General features: G+C 59.8%; 13 protein-coding genes. 5 read left to right on the top strand and 8 right to left on the bottom strand.

All coding sequences use genetic code 11. From position 1 onward, the window contains the following. Positions 1 to 5 precede the first annotated feature (5 nt). Complete coding sequence (locus NNA36_RS05015; RefSeq protein ID WP_255104774.1) at positions 6 to 554, top strand: TadE/TadG family type IV pilus assembly protein; 549 nt, start codon at positions 6 to 8, stop codon at positions 552 to 554. Here NNA36_RS05015 and NNA36_RS05010 read toward each other — a convergent pair. The 3 genes from NNA36_RS05010 to speB all read right to left on the bottom strand — a co-directional run bounded on the left by NNA36_RS05010 (position 551) and on the right by speB (position 3,312). Next, complete coding sequence (locus NNA36_RS05010) at positions 551 to 1,024, bottom strand: hypothetical protein (protein ID WP_255104772.1); 474 nt, start codon at positions 1,022 to 1,024, stop codon at positions 551 to 553. The two genes, NNA36_RS05015 and NNA36_RS05010, sit on opposite strands and share 4 nt — an antisense overlap. A 201-nt stretch (positions 1,025 to 1,225) precedes the next feature. Continuing rightward, positions 1,226 to 2,269, bottom strand: a complete 1,044-nt coding sequence (locus tag NNA36_RS05005; protein WP_255104770.1) for an aldo/keto reductase — start codon at positions 2,267 to 2,269, stop codon at positions 1,226 to 1,228. An 83-nt stretch (positions 2,270 to 2,352) separates the two neighbouring features. Beyond that, a complete protein-coding gene (speB, locus tag NNA36_RS05000; protein WP_255104768.1) occupies positions 2,353 to 3,312 on the bottom strand; it encodes an agmatinase in 960 nt (319 codons plus the stop codon). 106 nt (positions 3,313 to 3,418) lie between these two features. On the opposite strand from speB, the gene NNA36_RS04995 reads away from it, so the two are divergent. Continuing rightward, on the top strand, positions 3,419 to 4,018 hold the full coding sequence (locus tag NNA36_RS04995) for an ImuA family protein (RefSeq protein ID WP_255104766.1): 600 nt from the start codon (positions 3,419 to 3,421) through the stop codon (positions 4,016 to 4,018). 85 nt (positions 4,019 to 4,103) lie between these two features. Then, positions 4,104 to 5,369: an MFS transporter gene (locus NNA36_RS04990; protein ID WP_255104764.1), complete on the top strand. Its 1,266-nt coding sequence runs from the start codon at positions 4,104 to 4,106 to the stop codon at positions 5,367 to 5,369. Positions 5,370 to 5,391: 22 nt separating this feature from the next. On the opposite strand, the gene NNA36_RS04985 is transcribed toward NNA36_RS04990, so the two are convergent. Continuing rightward, on the bottom strand, positions 5,392 to 7,254 hold the full coding sequence (locus NNA36_RS04985; protein WP_255104762.1) for a calcium-binding protein: 1,863 nt from the start codon (positions 7,252 to 7,254) through the stop codon (positions 5,392 to 5,394). A gap of 179 nt (positions 7,255 to 7,433) precedes the next feature. On the opposite strand from NNA36_RS04985, the gene metG reads away from it, so the two are divergent. Continuing rightward, positions 7,434 to 9,146 (top strand): methionine--tRNA ligase, encoded by a 1,713-nt coding sequence (gene metG, locus NNA36_RS04980; protein WP_255104760.1) that lies wholly within the window; start codon positions 7,434 to 7,436, stop codon positions 9,144 to 9,146. A gap of 641 nt (positions 9,147 to 9,787) precedes the next feature. Here the strand turns inward: metG and NNA36_RS04975 are convergent. After that, positions 9,788 to 10,846 carry a saccharopine dehydrogenase C-terminal domain-containing protein gene (locus NNA36_RS04975; RefSeq protein WP_255104759.1) on the bottom strand — a complete coding sequence of 353 codons (1,059 nt, stop codon included), beginning with the start codon at positions 10,844 to 10,846 and terminating at the stop codon, positions 9,788 to 9,790. Between the two features lie 9 nt (positions 10,847 to 10,855). After that, positions 10,856 to 12,358: an aldehyde dehydrogenase family protein gene (locus tag NNA36_RS04970; protein ID WP_255105590.1), complete on the bottom strand. Its 1,503-nt coding sequence runs from the start codon at positions 12,356 to 12,358 to the stop codon at positions 10,856 to 10,858. A gap of 157 nt (positions 12,359 to 12,515) precedes the next feature. Between NNA36_RS04970 and NNA36_RS04965 the strand changes: the two genes are divergently transcribed. Continuing rightward, positions 12,516 to 12,941 carry an Lrp/AsnC family transcriptional regulator gene (locus tag NNA36_RS04965; RefSeq protein WP_255104758.1) on the top strand — a complete coding sequence of 142 codons (426 nt, stop codon included), beginning with the start codon at positions 12,516 to 12,518 and terminating at the stop codon, positions 12,939 to 12,941. Positions 12,942 to 12,943: 2 nt separating this feature from the next. Here NNA36_RS04965 and NNA36_RS04960 read toward each other — a convergent pair whose 3' ends face one another. Together NNA36_RS04960 and NNA36_RS04955 are read right to left on the bottom strand one after the other, a co-directional pair. Beyond that, on the bottom strand, positions 12,944 to 13,861 hold the full coding sequence (locus NNA36_RS04960; protein ID WP_255104757.1) for a hypothetical protein: 918 nt from the start codon (positions 13,859 to 13,861) through the stop codon (positions 12,944 to 12,946). A 5-nt stretch (positions 13,862 to 13,866) separates the two neighbouring features. Beyond that, entirely contained in the window at positions 13,867 to 15,177 is a 1,311-nt protein-coding gene (locus NNA36_RS04955) for a TRAP transporter large permease (RefSeq protein WP_255104756.1), read from the bottom strand. Between the last annotated feature and the right edge of the window lie 4 nt (positions 15,178 to 15,181).

The following is a 15,181-nucleotide window of genomic DNA, read 5'->3' as shown; positions in this document are numbered from 1 at the left end:
CAGCAATGATCAAAAGACTTCGTTTCTTCCTGAAAGAGTTTGCCGAAGAGGCACGCGGATCGGTCTCGGTCGAGGCTGCGATCATTCTGCCGGTTCTGTTCTGGGCCTATGTCGCGATGATCGTGTTCTTCGACGCCTACAAGTCGCGTTCCATGAGTGAAAAAGCGGCCTTTACCATCTCGGACATGCTGTCCCGAGAGGTCACGGCAATCGATCTTAACTACCTTACAAGCGCCCACAATCTCTTTGATATCCTTGCGAAATCACAGTCGGCCACTGGTCTTCGCGTGACCGTCGTAAGCTATAGTGACACGACCAAAACCTACACCATGCAATGGTCGCAAACCCGTGGTCTGCTAAGCGCCTATAGCCAGGCAGATTTGAATGGTGTCGTGGCGCGGTTGCCCAAGATGGCGGACGGCGAAACCCTGATCCTTGTTGAGACCAAATCGGTCTACAACCCGCCGCTGAACGTCGGTCTGGGGGATCTGGATATCGAGACCTTTATCTTCACCCGCCCGCGCTTTGCGCCGCAGCTGGTCTGGCAGGTTTAACCGCGTTCGGCCATCAGGGCTTCGAGTGTTTGCGCCATGAACTTGGTTTGGGCGGCGGGAGTCACGCCGCCGATTCCCACGCGCTTGCCAAGGCGCCACCACAGGCCGGGGTGCCAGGAACGGGTTCCAGAAGATTGTAAAATAACAACAAACCCGTTTGAAGGTTTCATCGCGAAGGTGCCGCGATTAACGCGCTCGATGTCGTCGATTGCGGCCAGAAGCTCACCGCTGGTATCGCGCAGGCCCTGAGCGGTGAGTTCGATGGCGCGTTCGGTGGCGCGTCGGGTGGCATCGGCCAGCACCAGAGACCCAACGCCCATAACCAACAGAAATACCTGCCAAAAAATGGTCTGCGGGGGCGTTGCCAAGGCGAGATAGACCAGCATCCCCCCCAAAAGCGCCAGCATCCCGACGCCAATCCATCGACGGGGGGCGGAGGCACGAACCGTGGCCAGCACTTCTTCGGACATGCAAATCTTCCTTTCGTTTTCCCTGCCCTACCGTGAAGCGCCAAGAGCTTCAAGAAAGGCCTGTCGGTATTGCGTCGGTATTAAGTCGGTATTGCGGAGGTGTCAGATTCAGAACCAATCCACAGGGCAAATGTGGATAAGATTCCGAAAATTTTACACAAATGCGAGATTCAGGCCTTTCTTCGGTGTTTTCCACATCCGTCAGTATGGCATCGGATGGGCCCGATGCGCATCATCAATTTCCGCGAGGATTTCCTCGGACAGCGTCACTTCGGGTGTCTTCAGGATGTGTTCCAGCTGATCCAGACGAGTCGCACCAAAGATTGATGAGCACATGAAGGGGCGCTGAAGCGTGAATGCCAGCGCCATGTGGACAGGATCAACCCCGTGCCGCTGCGCAATGGCAAGGTAAGCATCAACCGCATCAAAGACACGCGCCGACTTGCGCCCCCCCATTTCCGGCACGAGATCCATCCGCGATCCCTGTGGCACCGATCCGTGCTGGTATTTTCCAGTCAGGAACCCCGCGCCCAACGGCGAAAAGGCAAGAAGGCCAACATCCTCGTTTACGCTCATCTCGGCCATGTCGGTGTCATAGAGGCGGCAGAGCATCGAGTATTCGTTCTGAACGGACGCAACGCGCGGCCAGCCCCTTTCCTCGGCGATCCGCAGCCATTGCGAGGTGCCCCATGCGCTTTCGTTGGAGAGGCCGAACGCACGGATATTGCCCTTGTCGACCTGCCTTTGCAGGGCTTCGAGGGCGTCCTCCATGTGGGCCATGGTCTCAGCATGGCTTTGCTTGGACGGATCGTAGCGCCAGTTCTGACGGAACATGTAAGAGCCACGATTGGGCCAGTGGAACTGATAAAGGTCGATGTGATCAGTTTGCAGGCGGCGCAACGATCCCTCAACCGCTTCGGGGATGGTCTGGGAGGAAATCGGCGCGCCATCGCGGGCGTGTTTGAACCCGGAACCAGAGTGTTTGGTCGCCAGAACCACCTCAGAGCGGCGCCCGGTCTTGGCAAACCAGTTGCCGATGATGGTTTCCGTGAGGCCCACGGTTTCCGCGCTGATCGGGTTCACAGGGTACATTTCGGCGGCATCGACAAAATTGATCCCCCCGGCCAGAGCCATGTCGATCTGCGCATGTGCCTCGGTCTCTTCGGTCTGCGTGCCGAAGGTCATGGTGCCAAGGCAAAGTTCCGAGACCTGAATGCCGGTCCGGCCAAGCGGATTCATTTTCATATGCGTGTTCCCTGTCAAATGTACCCCCGACCTATGCGGCCGGGGGCTGTTCGCAAGACTGTCTGGTCACTTTCCGCGGATTTTCAGCGGTTTTCGCGTTCGTGGAAGATGAAACCCAGCATATTGAGCAGAATTTGAGCCGCCAGGATCGAGGTTCCGCCCGTTGGGTCATAGTCGGGGGCCACTTCGACAAGGTCGATCCCAACCACATCGTGACGCTTGGCCAGCGCCTGCATCATTTCCAGAACATCATAGTAGAGGAAGCCACCATGCGACGGCGTGCCAGTGCCGGGAGCGATCGAGGGGCAGAAGCCGTCAATGTCGATCGTGACATAGACGCGGGCGCCTTCGGGAATGCGGTCGATCACGCCCTGCGGCCCCAGTTTGCGTGCCTGACGCACCGAAAGGATATCGGAGCCCATGGAACGCGCGTCCTCATATCCTTCTTTCGCAGTGGATGACACGTTGCGGATACCGACCTGCGTCAGGCCGGTGACATAGGGCTTTTCGGCGGCCCGGCGCATCGGGTTGCCGTGGCCATAGCGCACACCGTGACGCACATCCACGAAATCCAGGTGCGCATCGATTTGCAGGATGTGGATGTCTTCCTGATCGTCAAAGGCGTTGATGCAGGGGATATTGATCGAGTGATCGCCGCCGATCACAACGGGCAGGGCCCCGGCCTTGAGGATGGCGCGCACGCCGGCCTCGATATTGGCGTGGCTCTTCATCGTGTCGGTGTGCACGATATCGGCATCCCCGATGTCGACGATCCTGACCGAGGACGGCAGATAGGTGGCATCGTCCTCGTGATCATAGGCCCCGGCGTGGCCAAAGCTGAACAGGGTCGAGGCCTCGCGCACGCCGCGCGGGCCAAAGCGGGCACCGCTGCGCCATTGGGTGCCGAAATCGAAGGGCGCGCCCATGATGGCCACGTCGGCCTCGATGGCGTCCCAGTCGCTGACGTATTCGCGTTTCCCAAAGGTCGAGATGCCAACGAATGGCAGGTCGAGCCTTCCACCTTCATAGCCGTGATCTGCCATGAGTGTTTCCTTCCCTGTTGTATTTCCCGCCACCTTGTTCGGATTTGACGGGCGCGGCAAGGGAAAATGATATTGAGAACAAATAGGGAACATTATATCTTGGGGCATGACGACTCACTTGCTTGCGCGCAGGCCGCAGAAGGCGGCAAAGGGATTGGAGCTTGGCGACGGGCTGTGCCTGCCGGACGGGCGCGTGCACGAGGCCTGTGGTCCGGCGCGGCATACCTTTGCGATGTGGCTGGCCTCGAAACTGCGGGGGCCGGTGCTCTGGATCGTGCAACCGCATCGGCGGACACAGCTGAACGCCGCCGGCATTGCGCCTTTTGCTCACCCGGGACGATTTGCCTTTGTCACCCCTGACAAGGTCGAAGATGTGTTGTGGTGCATGGAGGAAGGGCTGCGCGCGGGGTGCACGGGGATGGTGGTGGCGGATCTCGAAACCCTGCCCGCCCTGACGCCCGTGCGCCGGCTGCATCTCGCGGCGGAAGCGGGGGGCGGCAGGTCGGTGGGGCTGTTGCTGACCCCCGGGCATGGCGGGGCGCAGGGGGTCGAAACCCGCTGGCACATGGCGCAGGCACCGGAAAAATCCTGGCGGCTGGAACGGTTGCGGGCGCGCACGGCCCCGCCGGCGGGGTGGATGGTACAGGGGCTGCCAGGCACCCCTGCCCTTGTCCCGGCAGGCGCGGAGGTGGCGCATAGCGCGTAACGCTCTTTGCAACAATTGGCAGAAAACGACTCTCATGAGTCGAATAACTGCAAGATAAAGAAGGCCGCGAGGTCATGTTGGGGACATGCGCCTCATGATCTCGTTCTCCGCCCTGTTTCTTTCCGTAATCCTGCTGCAACTGAGTTCGGGAGGGGTTGGTCCGCTTGACGCGCTGTCGGGGATCGCGCTCGACTTTTCGACGGCGCAGATCGGTATGTTGGGCTCGGCGCACTTTCTTGGGTTCTTTATCGGCTGCTGGTGGGCCCCGCGCCTGATGGGCAGCGTTGGCCACTCAAGGGCATTTGCAGCCTTCACGGCGACCGGCGCGATTGGCCTGATGGCGCACTTCCTGATCATCGACCCCAAGGCATGGGCGATCATGCGGGTGGCATCCGGCATGTGCGTGGCCGGGTGTTACACGGTGATCGAAGCGTGGTTGCACGCCAAGCTGACCAACGAAACCCGCGGGCGGGCCATGGGCATCTACAGGGTTGTGGACATGGGGGCGTCACTGGCGGCGCAGCTGGTGATCAGCGTTCTCGAGCCCGCGTCCTACATCTCCTACAACCTGCTGGCCATTGTCTGTTGTGCAGCCATCCTGCCGCTGACCCTCACCAAATCGCAGCAGCCCGAGACCCCCGACACCCCCCGCCTGCGCCCGATGCTGGCGGTGCGGCGCTCACCGCTGGCTGCCGCCGGTGTGATCGTGGCGGCGCTGAGTTCGGCCTCGTTCCGGATGGTTGGCCCCGTCTATGGTAAGGAAGTGGGGCTTGTGACAGACCAGATCGCGTGGTTCCTGGCGGCCTTCGTCCTGGGGGGCGCGATCGCGCAGTATCCGGTGGGCTGGCTTGCCGACAAGTTCGACCGGCGCTGGGTGCTGATCTGGCTCTCGGGAGCGGCCATCCTGTCCTGTGGCGCCACAGTGCTTGCAGGTGGCGGCAGCACGGCCATCGTGATGCTGAATGCCGGGATATTCGGGCTCACGTCCTTCCCGATCTTCTCAGTCGCCTCGGCCCACGCCAACGACTTTGCCACGTCGGAAGAACGTGTCGAACTTTCGGCTGCATTGATGTTCTATTTCGCGATCGGGGCTATCGCGGCACCGCTGTTTGCCTCGAACCTGATCGAGTGGTACGGACCCGGCGCCCTGTTCACCATGATCGCTGTGGGGCACGCCGTCCTGATTATCTTTGGCCTGTCGCGGATGCGCGTACGTTCGTCTGGTGGCAACCGCACCCGCTATGTCTATGCCCCGCGCACATCCTTTACCATCGGCAAGCTGATGGGCCGCCAGCGTGAACGGCAAAACGAAGATCCCGACGCAGAAGGCACCGCACCGGAACAGAAGTAACCGGTGCGGCCCAGGGGTTGGTTTAGAGAATGAAGTCTGACGCCGTCAGATTTGAGACATCCGTAAGAATAATCCGCGCATCCGTCCCGCCGTCGCCATCAACATCAAGCAACAGGCGCAAGTCGGATCCATTCCTGACAATGCGCGCCTCCATGTCGCCCGACGCCGTGAAAGGGTTGCCCCTTCCAAGGAAAGAAAATGCGCCAACACCAATGTCAGAAAGATCCAGAAGATCCTGCCCGCGTGTGAAATCCGTGACGGTATCGCTGTCAGAACCAAGCCCGGACTCGGCACCATCACTCCAGACAAAGACGTCCGCGCCAATGCCACCGGTCAGAACATCCACCCCGGCACCACCGCTCAGCGTGTCATCGCCCTTGTGACCAACCAGCGTATCGTTGCCAAGAGAGCCATTGATCTCGTCTGCCCCGGCACCGCCCCACAGCAGGTCATTGCCCTCCTCGCCGTCAAGCGTATCGCTCCCTTCACGACCATAGAGCGAGTCGTCACCGTCATCTCCATTGAGATAGTCCTTGCCGCGGTCACCGCTCAGGTGGTCTGCACCATTGCCGCCTTCCATCTCGTCATCGCCACGCCCGCCCCAGATCGTGTCATCGCCGCCGGCACCCAGCAGCGTGTCATTCCCGGAGTTTCCGTTGAAGAAGTCATCATAGAGAGAGCCATAGGCGACGTCATCGCCTTCCTTGGCATTGAACGCCGTCACCCCCCATGACGTCACAGTGTTGTCTCCGGAGTTGCCGAAAACTGTTGTGAAAACGCCGTTTACCGTGGCCGAGATATCGTTGTTTCCGAGAAGATGGAGCTCCTCGACATCCTCAACCGAAACGTCTGCACGAGAGTGGACAACGTCGTAGCCGTTGCCGCCATCAACACTGATCCCGTCCTGGTCAACGATGGCCGTGTCGGAACCATCGCCGAGGCGAACCTCACCGGTAACAATACCTCCGATGCTTTCGTACTCATCATCCCCATCACCCAAGTCGACTGAGCCGTGAATTTTCCCTGAATTCTCAACTATATCCCGGTCATCAAACATATAGATATCACCTGAAATCACCCCCGAATTCTGGATGAAATCTGTGCCACTGTAGGTAGTGATCTGGCCTGTCATGGTTCCCTGATTGACAATTTGATCATTGCCGTTCCTGAGGTATGTCCGTCCCAGAATGTCCCCGGAGTTCATGACAAAGTTGCCCCCATCACCACCAACGATAGCGTATCCGCCACTTTCACTCGTGATCGATCCTGAGTTCATGAGATGGAGGCTGGCGTCAGTACCCGATACATATACCGCGTCATCGGTCGAGGAGATGCTACCCGAGTTCACCATGGCGAGGCTTTCATAGCGTACGTACACGGCCCTGAATCCAGAGGTGATCGTGCCGGAATTGTCGACCTCTAGCAAACCGGTATTGGTGCCTGAACTGTCACCGAATAGCAAAATCCCGTACCCGCTTGAGCCGCCACTGATGGTGCCGGTATTCAAAACCTCGCCGTCTTCAACGCCATTCGTGAAAAACAGGGCGGTGCTGTGGGTCGCTGAAATGGTTCCGTGGTTGATGATATCGGCGCGGTCACGCTCGATCGCGACGCCAGATAGATTCCCCAGGGTTTCGACGAGGCCCGTTTCTGCAATCGAAACGCGCAGGCTGGATGTGTCGGAGACAAGGCTGCCCAGTTGTAGGCCGTTCCCAGAAATGGAGGTCACCTGCCCGGAAATAGAAACATGGAGGGCGTCATCGTTTACACCGGATATGGATGTCCCCTGTGTGATCACGGCCCCATCACGCGCGACAACCAGCGGATCGTTGACGTTTACGAATTGACTTGTGGTTTCAAGAGTGCTGACGACATTCAATGCCATTGGAAATTCCCTTTTGTTGAATACGTAATTTGAATTGGTGGTCAAAATTTCAAAGGAACGCGCGTGTGGCAACAAATTTCCGCATGACCTAACGTAAGGCGCGAAGTGCAAACTGTGCTGGAACCAAGCGGCGGGATGGTCTAGACGAAGCGCGACACAAGACCAGAGGAACCTAAGCGATGGCGCGCCACCTGATCACTTCGGCCATTCCCTATATCAATGGCATCAAGCACCTTGGCAACCTTGTCGGCTCGCAGCTTCCGGCCGATCTTTTCGCGCGTTACCAGCGCTGCCGGGGCAACGAGGTTCTGTTCCTTTGCGCCACTGATGAACATGGCACCCCGGCCGAGCTGGCCGCGGCCAAGGCGGGCAAGCCGGTGGCGGACTATTGCGCCGAGATGCACGAGGTTCAGGCCAAGATCGCGGATGGCTTCCGCCTGTCGTTTGACCATTTCGGGCGCTCTTCCAGCGCGCAGAACCACAAGCTGACCCAACACTTCGCGGGCCGACTGGCAGATCAGGGCCTGATCCGGGAAGTGACGGAAAAGCAGATGTATTCGCACGCCGATGGCCGTTTCCTGCCCGACCGCTATATCGAGGGCACCTGCCCCAACTGCGGTTTCGAAAGCGCGCGTGGCGACCAGTGTGACAACTGCACCAAACAGCTTGATCCGACCGACCTGATCAACCCACATTCCACGATCTCGGGATCGACCGATCTGGAAGAGCGCGAGACCAAGCACTTGTATCTGTGCCAGTCGCAGATGCGCGACAAGCTTCAGGCCTGGATCGACAGCAAGACCGACTGGCCGGTGCTGACCACCTCGATCGCCAACAAGTGGTTGAACGACGGTGACGGCTTGCAGGACCGCGGCATCACCCGCGATCTGGACTGGGGGATTCCGGTCAAGAAAGGCGGCGAAGACTGGCCGGGCATGGAAGGCAAGGTGTTCTACGTCTGGTTCGACGCCCCGATCGAATACATCGCCTGCGCGCAGGAATGGGTCGATGCCGGCAAGGGCAGCGACTGGGAACGCTGGTGGCGCACCGACAAGGGCGCCGACGACGTGCGCTATACCCAGTTCATGGGCAAGGACAACGTGCCGTTCCACACCCTGTCGTTTCCGGCCACGATCCTCGGCTCGGACGAGCCGTGGAAGATGGTGGATCACCTCAAGAGCTTCAACTACCTGAACTATGACGGCGGCCAGTTCTCGACATCGCGCGGGCGCGGCGTCTTCATGGATCAGGCGCTGGACATCCTGCCCGCCGACTACTGGCGCTGGTGGCTGCTGAGCCACGCGCCGGAAAGCAGCGACAGCGAGTTCACCTGGGAGAACTTCCAGCAGTCGGTGAACAAGGACCTCGCCGACGTTCTGGGCAACTTCGTGAGCCGCGTGACCAAGTTCTGCCGTTCGAAATTCGGCGAAGAGGTTCCCGCGGGCGGTGCCTATGGCGCGCAGGAAAAGGCGCTGATCGAAGAGCTGACCACCCGCATCCGTGCCTACGAGGGGCACATGGAAGCGATGGAAGTGCGCAAGTCGGCGCAGGAACTGCGCGCGATCTGGGTTGCGGGCAACGAATACCTGCAAAGCGCGGCGCCGTGGTCGACCTTCAAGGAAGATCCAGAAACCGCCGCGATGCAGATCCGCCTCGCGCTGAACCTGATCCGCCTCTACGCGGTGCTGTCCGCGCCCTTCATCCCCGACGCACGCGACGCGCTGATGGCGGCAATGCAGACCGAGGACGACAGCTGGCCCACAGACGTTGCCGCGGCGCTGGAAACCCTTCAGGCGGGCCATGCCTTCACCGTGCCCGACGTGACCTTCCGCAAGATCACCGACGCCGAGCGCGAAGAATGGCAGGACCGTTTCGCGGGTACGCGGGACTAAGCGGTTTTCAGGCCCTCGGGCCTTCGCATTGGAAAACAAAGGCTCCCGGAAGATATTTCGGGAGCCTTTTTCGTGGTCGTACAGGTTCTGCTGTGTGGGCAAAGCGGCCGTTGTCCATTGATCGCGGTTCGAATACGCTGACAATTCGTGTTCGATCATGAATTTGATAAACTATGGAATTACTTGCCTTCGCCCTTCCATCTCTGTGCGGTGCAGCGGTCGCTTGGTTCGCCACTTCCAAGCGGATCAGGCTCTGGGTCATTTTGGTCTCTGTCTGGCTGAGCGTTCCACTTGGCCTAGTTTCGTCAATTGGACTGGGCTTTTGGCTGAAAGACCTAGGTAATTGTCATTACCCTCTTGGGCGCGACGTTGTCGAATGTGTGGTTTTTGGTCTCGACATTACCAATTGGGTGAATGGATTGAAGGCAGGAGGGTATGTTGTCGCTTTTTATGGCATACCTTGGTTCTTATTAGGGGCCATCCTACTGGCAATTGTTGCGCTCATTCACACTATAAGAGCAATTCACCGATAAACACCTGCGCTGAACAGACCCAAGATGAGCGGTGGGCGCGGAGCAAGCGCCCACCTTTCGCGTTCGTTCATGACGGTGAGTAACCGCAGGCTTTAGCCCAAAGCCCCCTCACCCGTTGTAGAGCGCTCCCGTGGGCGTTGACAGGAAAGCCTCCAGCGGGATGTCTTCCTGTTTGAGGAACCCTTGGGCGGGCAATTTGCCGTCGCGGACCATTTCGATCACCGCGACGACAGACCCTGCTGTGGTCCAGGCGATGGCGGTGCGGGATTTTCCGGCCAGGTCGATGGGTTTGTAGCCGCGCACGAATTCCTCGCGGCGCAGGTGGCCATCGACCATGCCTTCGGCAGCCGCATGGACATAGACGATATCGTCATTCACTGGCGGCTTGGCGTTGACGAGGATTTCCCCCGCCTCCTGACGACGTTCGCGCATCAGGAGTTCGTGGAAGAAAAAGTTCATCAGCTTGCCGTGGCCGGGATAGCGCATGGTCTTGTAATCCATGTTCGCCACGCGCCCCAGATAGGTTTCGCACATGGTGCCAAGACCGCCAGAGGTGGTGAAGGCCTCGAGCTTGATGCCGTCGATATAGATGTCCTCGAACCACTCCATCGCCGAGACCATCTTGCGCGCGCCCTCTTCGATCACCTCGCAATCGTTGAGGTATTCATTCACCACGCCTTCGGGCGACCAGTTGAAGGAATAGCCCATCAGGCCGGTCGGATGCTGAGGCAGCGCCCCGACCCGCATCTTGCAGCTGCGGCAGTCGTCGAATTGTTCGATCAGCGAGGCCCCGACAATGCCGATAAAACCGGGCGCAAGGCCACATTGCGGTGCCATCAGCCCTTTGGAGGTCTTACTGAGTTCGATGATCCTGTTGGTGGTCGGAACATCTTCGGTGAGGTCGAAATAGTGGATGCCCGCGGCATGGGCGGTTTCGGCCACCTTGGTGTTGAGGTGATAAGGCAGGCAGGACAGGACGGCATCCTGCACCTCGAATTCCCGGGCCATGGCGGCGGCATCGGCGAGGTCCAGCGGTTTGACCGTGAAGGGCAAGTCCGCCTTTGGGGTGGTCAGATCAATGCCCGTCACCGAGAAACCGGAGGCATGCAGGAGCTCTGCGGCAAGGGTTCCCACCTTGCCGAGGCCAAGTACAGCGATGTGTTTCATGGGGTGTTCTCAGATGTCGAACTTGATGCCCTGCGCCAGCGGCAGGTCGCGGGAATAGTTCACGGTGTTGGTCTGGCGGCGCATGTAGCCTTTCCAGGCATCGGACCCGCTTTCGCGGCCCCCGCCGGTTTCCTTTTCGCCCCCAAAGGCGCCACCGATTTCCGCACCGGACGGGCCGATGTTGACGTTGGCAATGCCACAGTCGCTGCCGGCGGCCGAGAGGAAGTATTCGGTTTCGCGCACATCGGTTGAGAAGATGCAGGAGCTGAGACCCTGCGGCACGTCGTTCTGCATCTCGATGGCCTGATCAAGGTCGGTGTATTTCACGACGTACAGGATCGGGGCAAAGGTTTCGTGGTGCATGATGGCGCTTTGCGCGGGCATCTCGACGATGGCGGGTTGCACATAGGCGGCATCGGGGAACTGGTCGGTCAGGGCCTTGCCGCCGCCGTGAACCGTGCCGCCTTCCGATTTGGCCTGCTCCAGCGCGCGGTCCATGGCGTCTGCTGCACCGACATCGATCAGCGGGCCGACAAGGGTGCCTTCGGCCAGCGGATCGCCAATGGGAAGGCCGCTGTAGGCCTTGATCAGGCGCGGGATCAGCGTGTCATAGACATCTTCGTGCACGATCAGGCGGCGCAGGGTGGTGCACCGCTGACCGGCAGTGCCGACGGCCGAGAAGACGATGGCGCGCAGGGCCATCTCAAGGTCAGCTGACGGGGCGACGATCATGGCGTTGTTGCCACCGAGTTCAAGGATGGTCTTGCCAAGGCGTTTGGACATGTCAGCAGCAACAGCCTTGCCCATCGGCACCGATCCGGTGGCCGAGATGATGGCGACGTCCTTGGAGGCGGTCAGCGCCTCGCCAAGGTCACGCTCGCCGATCAGGGTCTGGATCAGGCCCTTGGGGGCCTCCTCGCCGAATTGGGCCGTGACGCGGTCGCAGATCTTCTGGACGGCGAGTGCGGTCAGCGGGGTTTTCTCGGAGGGTTTCCAGATCACCGGATCGCCACAGACAAGCGCAAGGGCCGCGTTCCAGCACCAGGGGGCAACCGGGAAGTTGAATGCGGTGATCACGCCACAGGTGCCCATCGGGTGCCAGGTTTCGCGCATCGCGTGGCCGGGACGTTCCGAGGCAATGGTCAGACCATAAAGCTGACGCGAGAGGCCAACGGCGAAGTCGCAGATGTCGATCATCTCCTGCACTTCGCCGAGGCCTTCCTGATAGATCTTGCCGCATTCCAGCGTGACCAGACGGCCAAGCGCCTCTTTTTCCTTGCGCAGTTCCTCGCCCAGCAGGCGCACCAATTCGCCGCGACGGGGCGCGGGCACAAGGCGCCATGCCTTGAAGGCGGCCTTGGCATCGGCGATCTGCGCCTCTGCATCGGCCAGGCTGTGCATTGCGAGGCTGGCAATCTTGCTGCCGTCGACCGGGGTGAATACGTCAAGCGGCCCAGCGCCAAGTTCGGCCTTGGTAAAGCCGCTGGCCTTGAGGATGTCGGAATGCGAGATTTCTACCTTGCTTTGAATCATGTCTGTTTTCCCTGTCTGGATCAGATGTCCTGTCACAGGCCATCAGGCCAAAAATCAGCGGCATTCAGAATGGCAAAAATTCTTGCAATTCGCAAAATTTCTACCAAATTGCCAACAGACGTTTGGAGGATTTCCCATGGACGATCTCGATCATCAGTTGCTGCACCTGCTGACCAAGGACGCGCGGGCTTCGGTGACTGATCTGGCGACCAAACTGGGCGTGTCGCGTGGCACGGTGCAGAACCGGATCGACAAGTTGCTCCACCTCAAGGTGATCAACCGGTTCACCGTGGAATTGGGGACATCGGAAGAAGATCACCAGATCAGCGCCTTTACCCTGATCCGGCTCAAGGCAGACGACGGGCGCAGTACGCTTGCGGCCCTGCGCCGGATTGATGCGATCACCGACATGCACACCCTGAGCGGCAATTTCGACATCGTGGTCGAGGTGCGCACATCCTCGCTCAAGCGGCTGGACAAGATACTCGACGCAATCCGCGCCCTGCCGGAAGTGGCCGAAACCCAAAGCCACATCCGCCTGTCATCCTTTGCGGTGTCCTGACGCTAGGCGGACCGATAGACCCGCCGCATCAGGAGCGGGGTAAGGAACATCGGAATCTGATAGCAGCCAATGAAAACCAGAAGTGGCGCAGTGACCTCGGCTGGCAGGGACACGAGGAACAGGGCGATGTTCCGGTTGCCTGCGGACACACCAAGAGAAACAGCGCGGTCACGCCCTGCCCTTTTGCCAATGCGGAAGCCCAGCCACTGCAATCCGAGGTTGGCGACCAATGCGATCATGAGCCACAAGCCAACCAATCCGGGCGCATCGGCGGCGACACGGCTGACAGAAGGCATGAGAGCCAATACAAACACAGCCAGAGCAATGGCTGAAGCCCCATCAAGATTTTGCACAAGCTCCGGCGAAGGGGCGGGCACCAGGTAGCGGCGCACCAGCAAGGCGACACAAGTGGTTAGCCCGACAGTGACCAGCAGACGCAGGGCGGCAGAGATCACGGTAGCCGCTCCCCCAAGGTGCGGAGACAGCCAAAGCACCGGCAGAACTGTCAGCGGCAGAAGCGCCGTCCCGATCACCATCAGGCGCAGCGCATGGCCGGGTGCGACACCCATCATGAGGCAGATGTTGGAGCTGCCGACGATTGGGGCGGCCGCGGTCATCAGGGTGAGCGCCAGCACGACGGGAGTACCTTGCCAGCCGCCAAGCGCAGCGACGCCCAGCACGGACAGGGGCAGAGCCAGCTGTAGCATAAGAACCAATCCCGCCATGCGCGGCACATCCCGGAACGACCCGAGCAGGGCCTTGGGATCCATCCTCAGAACAGACAGGAACAGCAAGAGCACGACAAGCACCGGGATATGCGGTGTCAGGTGGCTGCCCACTCGGGGAAAAAGGAGGCCCGCCACGAGACCTCCGGCAAGAACCAGAGGGCCGTGACGGGCCGCAAGAAGAAGCGGGTTCACAAGGGCTACCTTGGTCCCTGTCTCAGGTTATCGGGAAGCCATGTGGCCAGCTCCGGGAAGGCGATCAGGACAAAGACCATCAGCACCATGATCAGGAACATCGGGATCGCGGCGCGGGCAATGTAGCCCATTTCGTGATGGGTCATGCCCTGCATCACGAAGAGATTGAAGCCGATGGGAGGCGTGATTTGCGCCATCTCGACTACCACCACGATGAAGATACCAAACCAGATCAGGTCAATGCCCGCCTGACGGATCATCGGCTCGACCACGGCCATCGTCAGGACGACCGAGGAAATGCCATCCAGGAAACAGCCAAGGATGATGTAGAACACCAAGAGCACCATGAGCAGTTCAAAGCGCGTCAGTTCCCATTGCGCGATCAGATCGGCAAGGCCACGTGGCAAGCCGGTGAACCCCATCGACAGGGACAGGAAAGAGGCCCCAGCAAGGATCAGCGCGATCATGGCGCTGGTGCGGGTCGCCCCCATGAGGCTTGCCGAGAAGGTCTGCCAGTTGAGCGAGCCCTGCGACAGCGCCAGCAAGAGCGAGCCGATCACGCCAAAGGCGGCGGCTTCGGTTGCCGTGGCATACCCAAGGTACATGGAACCGATCACCACGAGGATCAGAAGGATCACTGGGGCGAGGAACCGCGAATTGCGGATCTTCTGGGCAAAGCTCAGCTTAGCTTCGACATCGGGTTTCCAGTCTTTGCCGACCTTGGAATAGATCGCGACATAGCCCATGAACATTGCCGCCAGCACCAAGCCCGGCAGGATGCCGGCGAAGAACAGCTTGGTGATCGATTCATTGATGGTGACACCGTAGACGATCAGCGTCAGCGACGGCGGGATCATCAGGCCAAGGGTTGCTGCTCCCGTCAGGGTGCCGATGATCATACGCTCGGGATAGTTCCTTTTGCGCAGTTCCGGGATCGACATCTTGCCCACGGTGGTCAGTGTCGCAGCCGACGACCCGGAAACCGCGGCGAAAACGGTGCAGCCCACGATATTGGTATGAACCAGCCCGCCCGGCAGCGGGGCCATCCACGGCGACAGGCCCTTGAACATGTCTTCGGACAATCGCGTTCGATAGAGGATTTCGCCCATCCATATGAACATCGGTAGGGCTGTCAGGGTCCATGACGAGGACGCCGACCAGATCGTAGTCAGCATCACGTCGCCCACGGGGCGTGTTGTGAACAGCTCCATGCCAACCCAGGCCACGCCCATCAGGGCAAGGCCAACCCAGACGCCTGATCCGAGCAGAGTGAACAGGACGAACAGGAAGAGAATGATGATCGAAAAGTTTTCCATTGGC

This window comes from Shimia sp. CNT1-13L.2, assembly GCF_024331145.1.
Lineage (GTDB): Bacteria > Pseudomonadota > Alphaproteobacteria > Rhodobacterales > Rhodobacteraceae > Shimia.
This window is presented reverse-complemented; position numbering and strand designations above follow the sequence as displayed.